The 15,603-nt window shown below is 55.8% G+C and carries 10 protein-coding genes and 2 pseudogenes; 9 read left to right on the forward strand and 3 right to left on the reverse strand.

Annotation, left to right across the window (positions count from 1 at the left end):
* Position 1 precedes the first annotated feature (1 nt).
* From ABKW30_RS08010 to ABKW30_RS08030, 5 genes are all read left to right on the forward strand, one after another.
* The gene (locus ABKW30_RS08010) at positions 2-706 is read left to right on the forward strand and encodes an ABC transporter ATP-binding protein (RefSeq protein ID WP_348598147.1); all 705 of its coding nucleotides are present in this window, start codon (positions 2-4) and stop codon (positions 704-706) included.
* A gap of 13 nt (positions 707-719) precedes the next feature.
* Entirely contained in the window at positions 720-1,595 is an 876-nt protein-coding gene (locus ABKW30_RS08015) for a branched-chain amino acid ABC transporter permease (protein WP_348598149.1), read from the forward strand.
* Between the two features lies 1 nt (position 1,596).
* Complete coding sequence (locus tag ABKW30_RS08020; protein WP_348598151.1) at positions 1,597-2,226, forward strand: FMN-binding negative transcriptional regulator; 630 nt, start codon at positions 1,597-1,599, stop codon at positions 2,224-2,226.
* A gap of 180 nt (positions 2,227-2,406) precedes the next feature.
* Complete coding sequence (locus ABKW30_RS08025) at positions 2,407-4,971, forward strand: ATP-binding cassette domain-containing protein (RefSeq protein ID WP_348598153.1); 2,565 nt, start codon at positions 2,407-2,409, stop codon at positions 4,969-4,971.
* The gene (locus ABKW30_RS08030) at positions 4,968-6,698 is read left to right on the forward strand and encodes an ABC transporter ATP-binding protein (RefSeq protein ID WP_348598155.1); all 1,731 of its coding nucleotides are present in this window, start codon (positions 4,968-4,970) and stop codon (positions 6,696-6,698) included. The genes ABKW30_RS08025 and ABKW30_RS08030 overlap by 4 nt, the downstream gene beginning before the upstream one ends.
* Before the next feature lie 110 nt (positions 6,699-6,808).
* On the opposite strand, the gene ABKW30_RS08035 is transcribed toward ABKW30_RS08030, so the two are convergent.
* Positions 6,809-8,962: a TonB-dependent receptor gene (locus ABKW30_RS08035; protein ID WP_348598157.1), complete on the reverse strand. Its 2,154-nt coding sequence runs from the start codon at positions 8,960-8,962 to the stop codon at positions 6,809-6,811.
* A 238-nt stretch (positions 8,963-9,200) separates the two neighbouring features.
* Here ABKW30_RS08035 and ABKW30_RS08040 point away from each other — a divergent pair, with 238 nt between their 5' ends.
* The 4 genes and pseudogenes from ABKW30_RS08040 (at position 9,201) to ABKW30_RS08055 (ending at position 13,182) form a co-directional block, all read left to right on the forward strand.
* Positions 9,201-10,184 carry an AraC family transcriptional regulator gene (locus ABKW30_RS08040; RefSeq protein WP_348598159.1) on the forward strand — a complete coding sequence of 328 codons (984 nt, stop codon included), beginning with the start codon at positions 9,201-9,203 and terminating at the stop codon, positions 10,182-10,184.
* Between the two features lie 100 nt (positions 10,185-10,284).
* Positions 10,285-10,475, forward strand: a pseudogene (locus ABKW30_RS08045) (hypothetical protein); the annotation flags it as partial.
* Between the two features lie 637 nt (positions 10,476-11,112).
* On the forward strand, positions 11,113-11,721 hold the full coding sequence (locus tag ABKW30_RS08050; protein WP_348598161.1) for a hypothetical protein: 609 nt from the start codon (positions 11,113-11,115) through the stop codon (positions 11,719-11,721).
* A gap of 342 nt (positions 11,722-12,063) precedes the next feature.
* Positions 12,064-13,182, forward strand: coding sequence for an ankyrin repeat domain-containing protein (locus ABKW30_RS08055; RefSeq protein WP_348598162.1), 1,119 nt, complete (start codon positions 12,064-12,066; stop codon positions 13,180-13,182).
* 241 nt (positions 13,183-13,423) lie between these two features.
* On the opposite strand, the pseudogene ABKW30_RS08060 reads toward ABKW30_RS08055, so the two are convergent.
* Both ABKW30_RS08060 and ABKW30_RS08065 read right to left on the reverse strand, forming a co-directional pair.
* A pseudogene (locus ABKW30_RS08060) lies at positions 13,424-13,656 on the reverse strand (tyrosine-type recombinase/integrase); the annotation flags it as partial.
* 202 nt (positions 13,657-13,858) lie between these two features.
* Complete coding sequence (locus ABKW30_RS08065; RefSeq protein WP_348598163.1) at positions 13,859-15,598, reverse strand: ABC transporter ATP-binding protein; 1,740 nt, start codon at positions 15,596-15,598, stop codon at positions 13,859-13,861.
* Positions 15,599-15,603: the final 5 nt, after the last annotated feature.

Here is a 15,603-nt window from a genome sequence, read left to right on the forward strand (position 1 = left end):
CATGCTGACGGTGGAGAAACTGGAGATCAGGTATGGGGAGGTCGAGGCGGTTCGCCGTGTCGATCTCGCCATTGCCAGAAACCAGATCGTTGCGCTTGTCGGTGCCAACGGGGCAGGCAAGAGTTCGACACTGGGAGCTATTGCAGGTCTGATACCTGCCGTAGCGGGCAAAGTCGTCCTCGACGGGCAGGACATTACGGGAATGGCTGCCGAGCTCATCGCCCGCAAGGGCATGGCTTTGGTTCCGGAGGGGCGGCGCATATTCCCGGCGCTCACCGTTGCAGATAATTTGCGGCTTGGCGGGGCAATGCATCTGCCCGCTCAAGAGGCGAAGCAGCGGCAGGAGGAAATGCTGGATTTGTTTCCCGTCTTGCGCCGTTACCTGCGGGTTAAGGGCGGCAACCTTTCCGGCGGCGAGCAGCAGATGCTGGCAATTGCCCGCGCCTTGATGTCGAAGCCGAAATTATTGCTGCTGGACGAACCATCACTGGGTCTTGCGCCACAGATGATCGACGTCGTTTTTGATCTCATTGCGGATTTGCGGCGCACGGGGCTGACGGTTTTGCTGGTTGAGCAGAACGTCGCTCTGGCTCTGGAAATTGCAGATCATGCAACTGTTCTGGCCAATGGCGAGATCGTGCTGTCCGGCACCGCAAGGGAACTGGCAGATTCCGATCTCGTGAGGCAGGCCTATCTCGGAGCATAGAAAAAAGATGATAATGCAGCAGGTTATCAACGCCATCAGTCTGGGCGGTGTCTACGCCTTGCTGGCCCTCGGCCTCGCCATCGTATTCTCCATCGTCGGCCTCATCAATTTTGCCCATGGCGAGCTGATGACCATTTCAGGTTATTCACTGCTGGCAATGCTTCTCCTGGGCTGTCCGTTTCCGCTTGCGGTGATGGTGGCTCTGTGCAGCGCGGCCATTGCTGCGCTTCTTATGGAACGCGTGGCTTTCCGCCCGATGCGCGGAGCAAGCGTAACCAGCCTGCTCCTCACCAGCTTTGCAGTTTCAAGCCTGCTGAAAGTCGTGCTGCAAAACGGAATTTCCGCGCGCCCGCAAGCTATCGCCATGCCGGGCTGGATGACGGGTGCCTTTTCCTTCGGTGATATGACGGTCGGCGTCGGTCCGGCTATTTCCATCAGTGTTTCGATCGTCGCCCTTCTCGCTCTGGAGTTATTTCTGCGCAAATCTGTCACAGGTACAGCCATGCGCGCCGCCGCGCAGGACTTCGATGTGGTGCGGCTGATGGGAATACCCGCCAGCCGCATCATCGCCACGGCCTTTGTCTTGTCGGGACTGCTCGCAGGTCTGGCTGCCATGCTGTGGGTGGCACAACGTGCTTCCGTTGACCCGATGATGGGTTTCACGCCTGTGCTCAAAGCCTTCATTGCAGCGGTCGTCGGCGGCTTGGGCAGCCTGCCGGGCGCAGTTGCAGGCGGCCTGCTTCTCGGGATCATCGAGGTTGCACTGCAGGCTTCGCTGCCGCCAGCGCTTGCTCCGTTCAAGGACGCGATGGTGCTTTCCGGCGTAGTCCTCATCCTCCTTGTCCGGCCCAATGGCCTTATCCCGGCTATTCAGGCGCAAAGAAGCTGACATGTACACAAAACCCGAATTTTCCGCTCTTTCCCGTGAGAATATCTTCGAGCTGATCGAGAGGGCAATGTTCGCAACAGTTGTGACCAATGGTCCGGATGGTCCTGTCGCCTCGCATCTGCCGATAATACTCGACAAAACGCGCGGCGCGCACGGTACGCTGATCACCCATCTTGCCAGGGCAAACGAACATAGCAGCCTGATCCTGGAAGGACTGCCCACATTGGTCATTTTTCACGGACCGCATGGTTATATTTCTTCGTCCTGGTATCCGGCGCAGCCTGTCCGCGACAGTGCTCCCACCTGGAATTTTGCGGTTGTTCATGCGCATGGACGGCCGGTTTTGCTCGATGAGGCCGGGCTCGTGCGCCACCTCATACAACTTGTCGATATTCTTGAGAAAGGTCGCGAGAAGCGCTGGCAATTGAAGGAGCTTGGAGCTGGCGGCATGGGGAGGCGTTTGCCGTATATTATCGGCTTTGAAGTTCCGGTTGATCGCCTCGATGCGAAATTCAAGATGGGTCAGGACGAGCGGCTCTATGATACGCGCTCTGCAATTGAAGCGCTTGATGGTATCGACCCGGAGTTGTCGAATCTCATGGAGCGTAGCAACGCACACCGCAAATCATGATGCTGACGGGCAAGTGATGTTTTTCGTCTCGCGATAGTTTTGCTGATTGCGGCCATAGTCAGACAATTGCAAAGCCCGTCTGCTCCAACGTATGAGAATGCGAGATGCAAATTGCGCAGAACGGCCGTTTAAATTACCTGGCCCCGTTGGCGCACTTTCCAAAAAGGCAAGTTGATCAAGATGAGCAGCTTCGACAGGGCGGTGATGAAAGCCTTCGGGGCAACAGATCACGTTATGACAGTTGTTTGGACTCACGATGTAACGCCGGGTTTCCGGCGCATCCGTCTTCATGCACCGACGATGATTGACGGCCGTTCTACGCCGACGGCGAGCTTCCTGAGATTATGGGCGCCGGACCCGGATGGTTCCGGCAAGGTCCATCAGCGTGGCTACACGCTCATAGATCCCGACCCGAAGACGGGAGAAGTCACGCTTGATTTCGTGATGCACCACCCGGCCGGTCCCGCGGCAAGCTGGGCTGCAGCCGCGAAGCCGGGGGATACGATTACCGCGTCCTATATCTCCTATACAAAATTTGAGGTCCCGGAGCCCGATCCTGAAGGCTATCTGTTGATAGGCGACCCATCGGCAATACCGGCCATTAACAGCATTCTTGAAATATTGCCGGATGAAGCAGAGATTGTCGTGGTTATTCAGGCAGTTTCCCCGGGTGACGAAACAATTCCGGTTACGGATCATCCGGGTGCACATGTAAACTGGCTAGCGCCGGGGAACCCGGAAGCGTTAGCTGCAGCTATCCCCGTCAGGGACTGGTCGAACTGGCATGCCTGGCTGGCTGGCGAATCCGGTATGGTCAAGCATATCAGGCTTACGCTCAACCAACAGCACGGCTTCCCTCTGGTCGATATTCAGCATCGGGCGTATTGGATGCGCGGCAAGGCCATGCGGCTGAAGAAGAATAGTGGCAAGGACGTCGCCGAGAATTCTGCTGTCAAACCTGCTCCGGCCATGCCGGAATTGCCAACCTCCCGGCCACCTGTATTATCAGCACGCTGGCGCTCGCAGCGTGGAAAAGAACTGCTCGCATCCTTGCGCTGGAAACTGCGTGTTGCCGGAATATTGCAGGCAATGGTGTCCCTGCTGCAGCTTGTCCCTTTTATCCTGCTGGCCGAGATCGGCCGCAAACTTCTGGAAGGCCAGTCCTCCTGGAGTGACTACCGGATACCGGTAATAGCCACTCTGGTACTGTTCGGCAGCGCCGCCGGCCTGTCAACGGCGTTATTGCTCTGGCTCCATGCTGTTGACGCGCGTTTCGGGCGTGACTTGCGGCGGTCAATTGTCTCAAAGCTCGCACGACTGCCACTCGGATGGTTTTCAGACCGCAATACGGCGACTGTCCGGCAGGCAGTGCAGGACGATGCGGGGCGCCTCCATTATGCGGTGACACATGCTGTGCCGGACATTGTGGCAGGAGCGGTAACGCCCCTGGCGGTTATTGGCTATCTGTTCACTGTCGATGCCGCGTTGGCAGGCGTGCTGTTCCTGCCATTGCTGGCTTTCGTGATCATATTCAGCATGATGCTGCGCGGCAATGGTGACAATCTCGCCAAGGTGGCAGAGTGGAAAAACAGGACGCAGGCCGCCGCCGGAGCCTTTGCCGGAGCACTTCCGGTGGTCCGGGTGTTTGGCGGAGACGGGCGTCAGTTACGTCAGGTTCTTGCCGGCCAGGCGGATTTCCTGAATGGCTGGCAACGCCCTATGGCCGGTCGCAAAGTGCTTTCACAACTGGCCATCCAGCCGCCCACATTTACGCTGCTGATCCTGGCTGGTGGAATATGGCGTATATCAACGGACGGAATGACGTCAGCGGAACTGCTGCCCTTCCTGTTTCTCGGCGCGGCCTTTGGAAGCCAGATCATGGCGGTTGCCTATGGTTTTGTGCCGTGGCGGGACGCGCGGGCCGCTGCCAGCCGGATCGGGGTTCTGCTCGAGGAGACTGAACTGGACCATAGCCGGTCGATCCGGGATTTGCCGCAGGGACGCATTGCGCTGCGCTTCCGCGATGTGTCCTTCGGGTACCGTTCGCGAAAGCCTGTGCTTCACGGCATTACGCTTGATCTTGAGCCGGGAACGCTGACCGCACTTGTTGGTCCAAGTGGTGCCGGGAAGTCTACGCTGGCTGCATTGCCCGGCCGCTTTCATGATGTTACGGGCGGTGCGATTTTGCTTTCGGGCAGTGACGGAGAAATCGACATTCGCGAATTGCGGCCTGAGGCTCTGCAAAGAAACATAGGTTTTGTCTTTCAGGATGTGAGGCTCATTCGTGCCAGCCTCCGGGAGAATATTAGCCTTGCTCGACCCGATGCCACCATTGCGGATATCGAGGCGGCAGCTCGTGCCGCCCGTATACATGACAGGATTTTATCGTCGCCGCGGGGCTATGACAGTGTTGTTGGCGAAGATGCACATCTTTCGGGGGGAGAGGCACAACGTCTCTCGATTGCCCGGTTGCTGCTCGCCGATCCGGCGGTTCTCATCCTCGATGAAGCAACTGCTTTTGCCGATCCGGAATCCGAACATCTCATTCAGGAAGCGCTGAGTGCATTGACCCGGCATCGCACCGTCCTTGTCGTTGCGCACAGGCTGCATACCGTAATACATGCCGATTTCATTGCAGTCCTGGAGGCAGGGCGCATTGTCCAGCGCGGGCGGCATGAGGAATTAATGACCACGCCCGGCCTTTATCGTAAGCTGTGGCACGCCGGATCGGAAAACAGGGCATGACGATTTTATCCTCCAGCTCAAGGCGATATGTCCCTGTCTATATTGTCCTCGTTCTCTTTTCTGCAGCAATGCGCGCAATGGCTGCCCTGCTGCTGATCCCCTTGCTCTCGGCGCTTTTCTCTTCAGGTCCTGGTGCTGCCGTTCCCTGGCTCGGCTATCTCACTGCTGTGGTTGCGGCCGGATGGGCCGCGGAGTGGAGGCTGGTCATTCTGGCCTTTGATCTGGGGTTTGACGCTGTACGCAATATAAATGATAAATTGATTGATCATCTTCTGGCCGTGCCGATTGGCTGGCTTGGCGCCAGGCAGCAAGCCGAAGCCAAGACCGCGCTGGCCGGGGCCGTGCCGGAACTCTTCCCTGCCTTTGTCAACCTTGGCGGTCAGATCGGCATTTCGATTGTTCTGCCCGCCATGATCGGCCTGGGGCTGCTTTTCATTGCATGGCCGCTGGGTGTCGTGGCGCTGTGCGGTGTGCCCCTATTGTTAGGTTCGCTTGTGCTGGGTGCCCGGCTGATGCGGCGTGCCGAAGCGGACTTTTCCACAGCTGCCGAAGAGGTGGCCGAGCGCACCGACGAGTTTGCCAGTGCACAGGCAGTTCTACGATCCGCAGGAAGAACAGGCCTTGACGGAACACCCCTTGGTGCAGCTATTGACAGCCAGCGACATACGGGCTTGCGCATGCTCTGGTTTACGGTACCCGGTACGCTCGTTTTCTCGCTGTCAATGCAATTGGTCCTCGTGGCGATGATCGCGGCACTTGCGACCTCTTTTGCAACGGGTCGAATAGATGCTGTACAGTCGGTGGCCCTGATCGTTGCAATCACCCGGTATCTAGAGCCCTTCACTGTTCTCTCGAACTTGTTTCCGGCCCTCGAAACGGCAAGGGGAGCATGGAAAAGAACAGCTGACATATTTGCCGCGCCCCTGTTGCACAAGCCTGAGAGAGATGCGCAGCCGGGGCCGGCTACGATAGAATTCCGCAATGTGAGCTTTGGACAGGTCGGCAAGAGAATACTCGAAGACATCTCGTTCGCAGTGGAGGCGGGAACTACAACTGCCATTATCGGCCCATCCGGTGCAGGTAAAAGCACTATCCTGTCTTTGGTCGCGAGGTTTCATGAAGTCGATGCCGGAGAGGTTTGCGTATGCGGTCAGGATGTGCGCGATTATCTGCCCGGAACTTTAATGGAGCAACTGGCCATCGTATTCCAGAACGTCCAGCTCTTTGAGGGAAGCATTGCGGACAATATTCGCATAGCCCACCCGGACGCGAGCGACGAACAGGTTCGTGAGGCTGGACGCGTTGCCGGAGTCGAGGAAATTATTGAACGGCTGGGCGGCTGGGATGCGGCCGTTGGAGAGGGAGGCAGCAATCTTTCCGGCGGCGAGAGACAACGGGTAAGTATTGCTCGCGCACTGCTCAAAAACGCGCCGGTCCTGCTGCTTGATGAAGCGACAAGTTCGCTCGATACAGCCAATGAAGCGGCGATTACGGCAGCCTTGCAAAGATTGAGCTCTCACACAGTTCTTATCGTGGCGCACCGCGTTGAAACCATTGCTCATGCCGATCATATCGTTTTCGTCGAGAACGGCAGGATCGTCGAGGCTGGTCCCCGTGAAACGCTGATAGCAGAGGGCGGATATTTTGCGCGCTATTGGGGGAGCCGACGCGCTGCCCGGATCTGGAAGTTGGAAACTGCCAGGACAGAACCCATACAGGTTGCTTGATTCTACCGAGGTCTTGCATTCCGCTGACAAAACAACAACGCCAATGCGAACTTGTTGCTGCACCGGCGTTATATTCGAGTTCTATTTTTGAACCCGTCTTTACACAAGATCTACCACTTCATTGTAGCGCCTATCCCGAAAACGCGGCCGCGTCCGGCAACATAAACGCCCTTCACATCCGGCGCGAAATTGAATGAATATGAGAGCGGACGTTCGTCCAGCAGATTATTAACAAAGGCATGAATTCCGAATTTTCCGCTGTCCCAGCCTATGCGTGCATTGACAATGTGGTAGGCATCCATCTTCTCCAGATTGGCCAGATCCGAAAAACGGGTTCCGGTATACCGGTAATTGACGTTTGCCGCGAAATCGCCGGAAACGCCCACGGTCGAGCCCGGCAACTTATAGTTCAGGCCGATGTTGGCAGTCCATTCCGGAACCTGAGGTACGGCATTTCCCTCGCGCGCTCCCGGAAGCATGGATTGCGGTGTGACGTGCACCATCTCTGATTTCGTATAGCCGAGGCCACCCACCAACTCCAGGCCATCGGTCAATTCAACCGAGCCACCAAGTTCTACGCCATAGCTGCGGAAATCCTGATTGGTCATGAACACCTGCAGCGTGCTTACATCGAAGCCGCTAAGCTGGCCATCGGAAATGTCGTTGTAGAAAACAGCTCCGCGCAGCATCACACGGTCAGCCACGGTCGCTTTGGTGCCGAGCTCGTAAGTCCAGCCCCTGGCTGGCCGGAATGGCGGTGAAGCAATGCCGAATGGTGCATATTGTCCCGTCTTCTCAAAGCCGCCCGAGGAGTAGCCGCGTGCGATCGAGCCATAGCTCATCACATCATCGCTCCATTGATAAGACAGCGCGGCGCGGCCTGTCACATACGTATCGCTGATCTCACCGCTTTGGGTAAAGAAGGGCAGGGTTCCCGGATAGCCGTTTGATACATAATTGCCGTCGAATGTCTGCCGGTCGCGCGAAACCCGCAGACCGCCCGAGACTTCCCAACCTTCTCCGAGAGGCACCGTGACGTCGCCGAAGGCGGCATAGGTATCACTGACGACATCGTTATCGAATACCCCGTTGAGGGTCGGAAAGAAATCTGTCCCGGTGACGCGATCAAAATTATAATCTGAATGCAGATAACTCGCGCCAACGACCCACTGCCAGTCGGCGGCGTCTGCAGAGTTCAGACGGAATTCCTGCGTGAAGATTCGCTCATCCTCTTTGGTTGCGATCTTGTCATTTAAAGGATTGAGCATGAATTCGGGTGGAACACCCGCTGCACCGCCGAAGATGAAGGCATCGGTGAAATCACCGTAATTATAAATACCGATATCCTGATAGCTTGTCGTGGAGGTGAAAGAGAACTTGTCGAATTCCTTGCGGATAGTAATCGTGCCCTGGCTGATGGTTCGCTCATTCTCCGGGCGCACGTCTTCACCGCTGATCGGAAAGCCGGGAATGTCGAAGCGCAGATACGCGGGATTTGCGCGTTCGTCGCGGCTATAGCTGCCGGTCACGTCGATGGTCAGTGTATCGTCCGGCGTAAACCTGAGCGTGCCCCGGGCAGCCCCCAGCTTCGCATCCCCGAGATGCTCGCCCAGGAAGGGATTGCGGATGTCGCCGTCGTATTTCTGTAGCCGTATTGCAGCGCGACCGGCCACTGTGTCAGGCATGAGCCATCCACCTGCAGTACCCTGAATGAATGCATGACCATTGCTGCCGACCTCGGTATCAACCCGCAATTCGCGTTCGCCATCCGCATGCCGGTTAACGACATTGACTGCGCCGGCAAGAGCGTTTCGGCCAAAGGTTGTGCCTTGGGGTCCACGCAATACTTCGATTTGTTCCACGTCGAGCAGCGGAGCGGCAAAGCCACCGACACTGGTAGGCACACCGTCAATCGAGTAGCCCACTGTCGAGTCAAGCGAATTGAGGGGACTGCCAAGTGTCGAGACACCACGTATATTGATGAAGGTTTCTCCAAACCGGGTATAGTCGATAAAATTCGTGTTGGGTGCTTGCCGGGTGATCGCGGCACCTGCGTCGAGCGCTGAAGCAGGAATTTCTTCCGAACCGATGATGGTTGCACTCACAGGTGCTTTTTCTTCAACCTCGGTTCGTTTGCGCCCGGTAATCACAACAGTATCCAGTACAATCGAGTTGTCGGCAGTTGTACCTTCCTGTGCAACCGCACCACCCGTCAATGCCAGTACAGGCAGCCCGACAACTGCCAGGCCACAAGACACTGACACCCTGAATTTTCCATTCCCCATATTGCGCCCCGCAATCCGTAGCGTACCGGCGAGATAAGGACTCGCCAGCAGCATGAAATATGACTAAAGTATTCATGTATTAACGAGTGACGAAATTGGCCGCAATCCGCTGAGCATCGCAGTACCAAACAAAACTATCGCGATAAGGGGAATTGGTGGTTTATTTTCTGACCCGGCAGTATTGCATCGCGGTTCGTCTGTAAGAGAGAGAACAATCATGGGCAAAATTGCCTCGGACATTACTGGCGAGTTCTCCTTGTCAGATCTGCTGCGGGCCGCGGCAGAACGCTCCATCACTGTCGATTGTCAGCCGGATGTGAATCCAGGTCTCGATACGGCGACCATGTCCGGTTCACTCAAAGCCGAGGAAGTGCAGCCTGGCTTGCTGATGTCAGGGTATGACATTACTTATCTGGCAGACAGCGCATTCAGTGTCGGTATGGAACGCTCGCTCGTCTGCGCCGTACTGCTGGACGGTAAGAGTGAGCCGATGCATGTAGACGGATATGCACCGGTAGTGCATGAGCCAAAGCATGCTGCGATTATCGGGTTCGGTGAGCCGACGGTTTGCAGACGGCCATGGCGGACGGGCCAACGGACACGCGCATTCGGAATTACGGTAAAACCTGTCTTCTTCGAGCGCTTCGGTGATATGCTCGATGGCGAGGATCTTGCACCGATACAGGATTTCCTGAACCCCGGCTTTCACGCTGCGAACCTGCCCTGGAGCCAGAAAATCATTGAAATAGCAGAAGATGTCCTGAGCCATCCATATGGAGGAAAGCTTCGGACCCTTTACCATGAAAGTCATGCTCTGCGGTTTATTCTCGAGGTTGCTATTGCGTTGCGTGATGAGCGAAGAATCGTTCAAAATATCGGTCGGCTCCAATATGATCGTGCCCATCACGCCCGCGAGATTCTGGACCGGTCGCTGACAGACCCCCCGAAATCACTCAATCTGGCAAAGCAGGTGGGCGTGAATGTCACGACGCTGCAGGCTAACTTCAAAGCGGTTTTCGGAACGACGATCTTTGGTTATGTGCGAACGCAAAGACTGAAGATGAGTCGTATTCTCATTCTCGAGCACGGCTTGAGAATTGCCGAAGCGGGCAATCGGGTTGGATTCTCAAACGCGGCGGCATTTACGGCAGCCTATCGCCGGCACTTTGGCCATCCTCCCACAGGAGATGTTGGTCATTGACGTCGCTCCCTGACTTGACGATTGGTATGTCAACCGTCGTGACAGCTCTCTGCCTTCATGGCGTTTCCCTGATTCCCCGTCTCGCCCCTGGAACTCGCATCCGTCATCTCCCTTGCCAGTCCCGGGAGCTGGCAGGGCCATTGGCAACTTGAGCTGATCTGTTGCCGGGCTGGAGACTCTGCCGATTTTGAAGTTGAGGCCTGTGATGACAATGTTCGTCTCGCTCTTCCTTCCGACGTGATAGCAAGGGCAATCGAAACTGCTCCCGTGATGGATAGCACTTTGGTGTGATGCATTGTTTTTAGATCTGAGTTCTCGGCTCCACTAGCCAGCAAGATGATCGCGTTTTTAGAGCCGTGTGTTTAAGCTTGCCCAAGCCTCTTTGCAGCATCGCACAGATAGAAGAAGACCATTAAGCGCCAGTGCGACACCGGCAAACAAGATCGGCAAAGAATACTCGATATACCCGCACGCATCGAACCCTTATTTTTTGAGGACAGCATCTCTGTGGGGTTGGCTGATCTTACAGTCGAACTGCAGAACGAACCGCGAGGAACACACTGAACAATCTGGCCAAACAGGGCTTCCTGAAATCAGATAGCCGAAATCACCCGTTCGAATTGCGTTTGCGCTCGACTACCGGGAGCGCCTGTTTCCGAACCTGTTCACGGACGCGGCTATCAATGTGCCGGAGCCACCAGCTTTGGCATTCAGCTGACAACCGGCTATCAGCTTCGGCCTCAATGTCGGCCGTTCATTGACCTGTGCACAGCGCCAAAAACCTGCCATTGATATACTGGGGGAAATGTCGCATGTTTTGGGGAATTCCGTGCCAGCGATTCGATATATACGAACGGTCCTTTTGTCTGCGCTGTTGATAGTGCGGTCCGTTGCTGTCGCTGATCCACTTAACTCCCGAGGCTATAGTATGAACGATGATTGGCTTATTGCTCCGCATAAGGGGATCGGCCGTCTTGCTTTCGGCCTATCGCCGGAGGCTGTCTCCTCAATGGCATCCCTTTATGGCATGCCAAGTCCGCTGATGTCTCATGCTGACGTCGCGACTGATGGGGAAGACGTAATAGCCCAGTACGGCGCAACCATGTCGGCGGATACGATTGCGGCCGTGAGACGGGCTGCGCGCGAACAAACCAATCTTGCAACGCAGAACTTGACCACGGGACGAACGCCGATCTTGCTCGAATATCGAGACGGCCAGCTCGAGGGGGTCACCGTCGAGGCACGACATAAGGAGACAAATTTCAAGGGCACACTTATTTTTTCGCGCAGTGCTCTGGAAGTGCTGAGATTGTTCGAGCGCACGAATGAGGCTCCGGGCCGATACCGCTCTGACGAGGCGGCTTTCGACAATATTGCAGTTTCGCTCTACCGGTTCAGCACCACCTCATCGAATGGTGAGGTCCGTACGGTGTCGGAGGCGGCCCCAGATTTCAAGGAACGCTCGGTAACGCTCCGTCGCGAGCCTTACCGACCGGCGGACGAACTCGACCAGTTCGTGACGTTTTCTTTTGATTAGCTCAGAGGATGGGGGTGTCGTTGATTTCCGAGGCCGACCTGATCCGTATGCGGACGCGCGAGGGAATGGCACTCGCCCGTTCGAAGGGACAGCTGCGCGGCAAAAGCCGAAGCTCTCCGAACGTCAGCAAAAGGAACTGCGCCGAATGTACGACACTGGCGACTATTCAATCAGCGATCTTGCCGAGGTGTTTTTGATGTTGCGACCGACCGTCTGTCGAACCTTGGGCCGTCAGATTGCGGGGGCTTACGTCATAACGGAGCAGCCCTCTATAAGACGAATTGACCAGCTATCCGGATAGCTTTGGGCGATTTCAATATTTTTCGCAATGGAGTCTGTAGGATGACGAAAGCAAAGAAGAAGACGCTGCCGAAGGATTTCGAGGAATTGCTGAAGATCGGCGATTCCAACGTGATCAAGTCTGTATTTGAGACATGCGTCGTGAACGCGCGAGAAGGTGTCTTCAAGAGAACGGCCTTGGCTTTCAATGAGCTTCCGGATGACGTTGCGCGATGGCTGATCGCAAACGGCGCGGATGTTTCAGCGACTGACAACTATGGTGAAACACCCTTGCACGTTCGTGCAGGTCATTGGCAGGGAAAGATCGATATCTTGGTGGAATTGGGCGCGGATGTGAACAGCAGCGATAGCAGGGGGGATACTCCGCTTCATAAAGCTGCTTCAGTGGGTAACGTTCAAACCACCCGGATTTTGCTTGAGCACGGTGCCCGCATTGATGCCACCAACAATACTGGCCTGACCCCATTGGAGTTTGCACTTCAACAATGCAGTAACACGAAAATCCAACAGATTGCTGAAATTGCAGAACTATTGTTGCCCGCACAGTCGCACCATCAGACAGGCCTCCGCTCGTTCGCCTCACGTTTTCTGGGACGAGGTCAGAAAGGTGATGATCGAATTTCCTCGAAAATGCTGGATTTTGTGGGGCGCATCGCGACGAACTTCGAGTTTCACCGCAACGGCTTCAATCCAGACACGCGAGACGCGACCGGTGCTGCACTCGACAAACTCAATACCTTGTTCGGTGTCCCACCTATACCACGCCGGAGCATGTATGATGGCAAGTCATCCATTGTAGCGAAGGCAGCCAAATGGGAGGATCGGCATCAGGAATTGTGGGAGTTGCTGGTCCCTTCAAGCGGAGCGGCTAACACCGTGCAAGGGGAAGTCGTCCGTATTTCAGGACGCATTGCCAGGGAGCTTGATGGCAATGGCGGCATAAACTGGGATGCAGAATTTAAACATATGGCGGACGCGCTACTGACACACCTCGGCTCCGGTAAGCCTCTGCCACCGTCTGATTTGAAAGAGGCGGCAACAATTGTCAGTGAGGTGAAGCGGAAATACGGGGATACTCGGCGGTTATGCGAGTTGGCCGTCGGGTGGGTGGCGCTGAACCCGAAGCCAGCCGCACTCCCGACACCTTCATACAGCCGTTAACAGTGCCCACATAGCGCTGGTAATCAGTGCAATTGCCGATCAAAGTCACAGATATTTCTGAGGAATTTCCGTCGCAAAAAATCAGGTGTGAAAGTCTGACTTGCGCGACAGATTTTTGCGACACCGGAAGATCGCTTCCATCTTCTGTCATCCCGAAAGCTGACTGACCGCTTCCCACCCATGCACGAACCCGCTTCGCGGGAGGGCGCAAAGCCGTTCGCTCGAATCTCTATACGCTCCGCTAGATGTCCGCACCCAGACACCTAACGGTGTTCCCGATCCTGGTATGTCCGAGCAGGATCTGAATCGCAGACGATTACCTGCCGCTTTGTAGATCATCGCCGCCGTGGTGCGTCGGAGCGAGTGCGTGCCATAGTCTTCGCGTCGTGGCCCCCACTCATAGACCAATCTGGCATATTGGCGAGTGCTGAGATAATCGACATGACCGACCCGGCTGGGAAAGGCGTAGTCATCGAAGTTCAATGAGTGGCGTATTCCCCGTCAGTTCAGAAAAGTGGTCATAGATCTTTGCCAAATGAATGTTCCTTCATGGTTCGATATGACAAGGATAGTTTTGATTGGAAGGATCACAACGCAGGCAGTTCTTCCAATCGGCAAAGGTCGCGATAATTGTTTCAAAGATCAGCGCTTACCCGCAGCCATTTTCTAAGCGAACTCATTTACGGTTCGATGGTGATGGAAGGCGCGGAAGGGCGTTGAGCAATTTGCGCGTATACTCGGACCTGGGAGCATCAAATACGTGCTGAACGCTGCCGCTTTCCACGATGACGCCGTCTTTCATCACGGCTATGCGATGGCTGATGTGCTGGACGACGCCGAGATCATGCGAAATGAAAATCATGGCTAGTCCCAGACGCTGCTGCAGGTCGGTCAACAGATCGAGGATCTGCGCCTGCGTTGTCACATCAAGAGCGGAAACGGGTTCGTCACAAACCAGTAATGCCGGGTTGGAGGCAAGGGCCTGTGCAATGGATACGCGCTGTCTCTGCCCTCCAGACAGTTCGGCAGGTCTTCTTCGGGCAAGTGCCGGATCAAGACCAACAAGGTTCAGCAATTCTGTTATGCGATGACGCCGCGCCGCGCCGTCAGACTTCGACCAGACGCGCAGCGGCTGCGAAATGATGCGTTCGACCGTGAACCTTGGATCGAAGGAACCGAGCGGGTCCTGCGTTATTGTCTGGATATGCGCCCGTCTTGATCTTCTTTCAGAATCGGGAAGGGCACTCCATAGTTGCGCCTGAAACAGGATATCTCCGTCGTCCGGCCGGCGAAGTCCCAATATCAGTTTGCCCAGTGTTGTCTTGCCCGAACCGGACTCGCCGACAATACCGAGGGTTTCACCATCGCGAAGGTCGAGTGACACATCATCTACTGCCTTCAAAAGACTGCCATCGGGATATTTATAGGCCAGTGAGACGCCACGCACCTCAAGCAATTTTTTTCCGGACGCATCTGGATTTGTATCATGCGGCTTCGGAATTGGAGCATCATGTTTCAGGGACAGCCGTTGACCACGCGTCGCTCCTGAAGGAATAGCAGCCAGCAGACTCCTGGTATACGGGTGACACGGATTGAGCAGTATATTCCGTGTGTACCCGGTTTCAACAATTTCCCCCGATCGCATCACGGCAATGCGATCGGCAATCTGTGCGACGACCGCCAGATCGTGGGTTATAAGCAATATAGCGTGGCCGGCACGAGCCAGATCTGCAAAGACTGCGAGCACCTGCCTTTGCAGGGTCACATCGAGCGCAGTCGTCGGCTCATCAGCGATAAGCAATTTTGGTTCACCGGCCAATGCCGAGGCGATCAATGCACGCTGCCGTAATCCGCCGGATAATTCGTGAGGATATTGTGCGGCACGATGCTGCGGGTCCGGTATGCCCACCGAGGTCAGCAATGTGTTTACACGGTCGGCAATCTGCGTTCGCGGGAAAAGGCCGTGGGTGGTGATTGGCTCGGCAACCTCCAGCCCGATTTTACGCAAGGGATCAAGTGAACTCAGCGCATCCTGAAGCACCAGACCAATATGCCGTCCTCTTATCCGCCGCCATCCTCCGGAATTTTGACTGCGCAGATCCAGCAGGCTGCCTGTATGGTCGTGAAGGGAAATCGCACCGGCTTCGACATATGCCCCTTTTCCCGGCAATCCGACAAGGGTCCGGGCGGTTACGGACTTACCGGAACCGGACTCACCAACAAGTGCGAGCACTTCTCCGGGAAAAACATCGAGCGAAACATTCCTGACCGCCTCGACCAGCCCAAATGAAACATTCAGTCCCTCGACATGCAGAACAGGGGTGCGCTTTGCCGTAGCGCCAGCAGAATGCCGCTCTGAACCGGCAGCGACCACGCGGGACAAATCGGCTTTCCCTAAAGTTAATGCATCGGCCATTACAA

It is taken from the genome of Phyllobacterium sp. SB3, assembly GCF_040009165.1.
Taxonomy (GTDB): Bacteria; Pseudomonadota; Alphaproteobacteria; order Rhizobiales; family Rhizobiaceae; genus Phyllobacterium.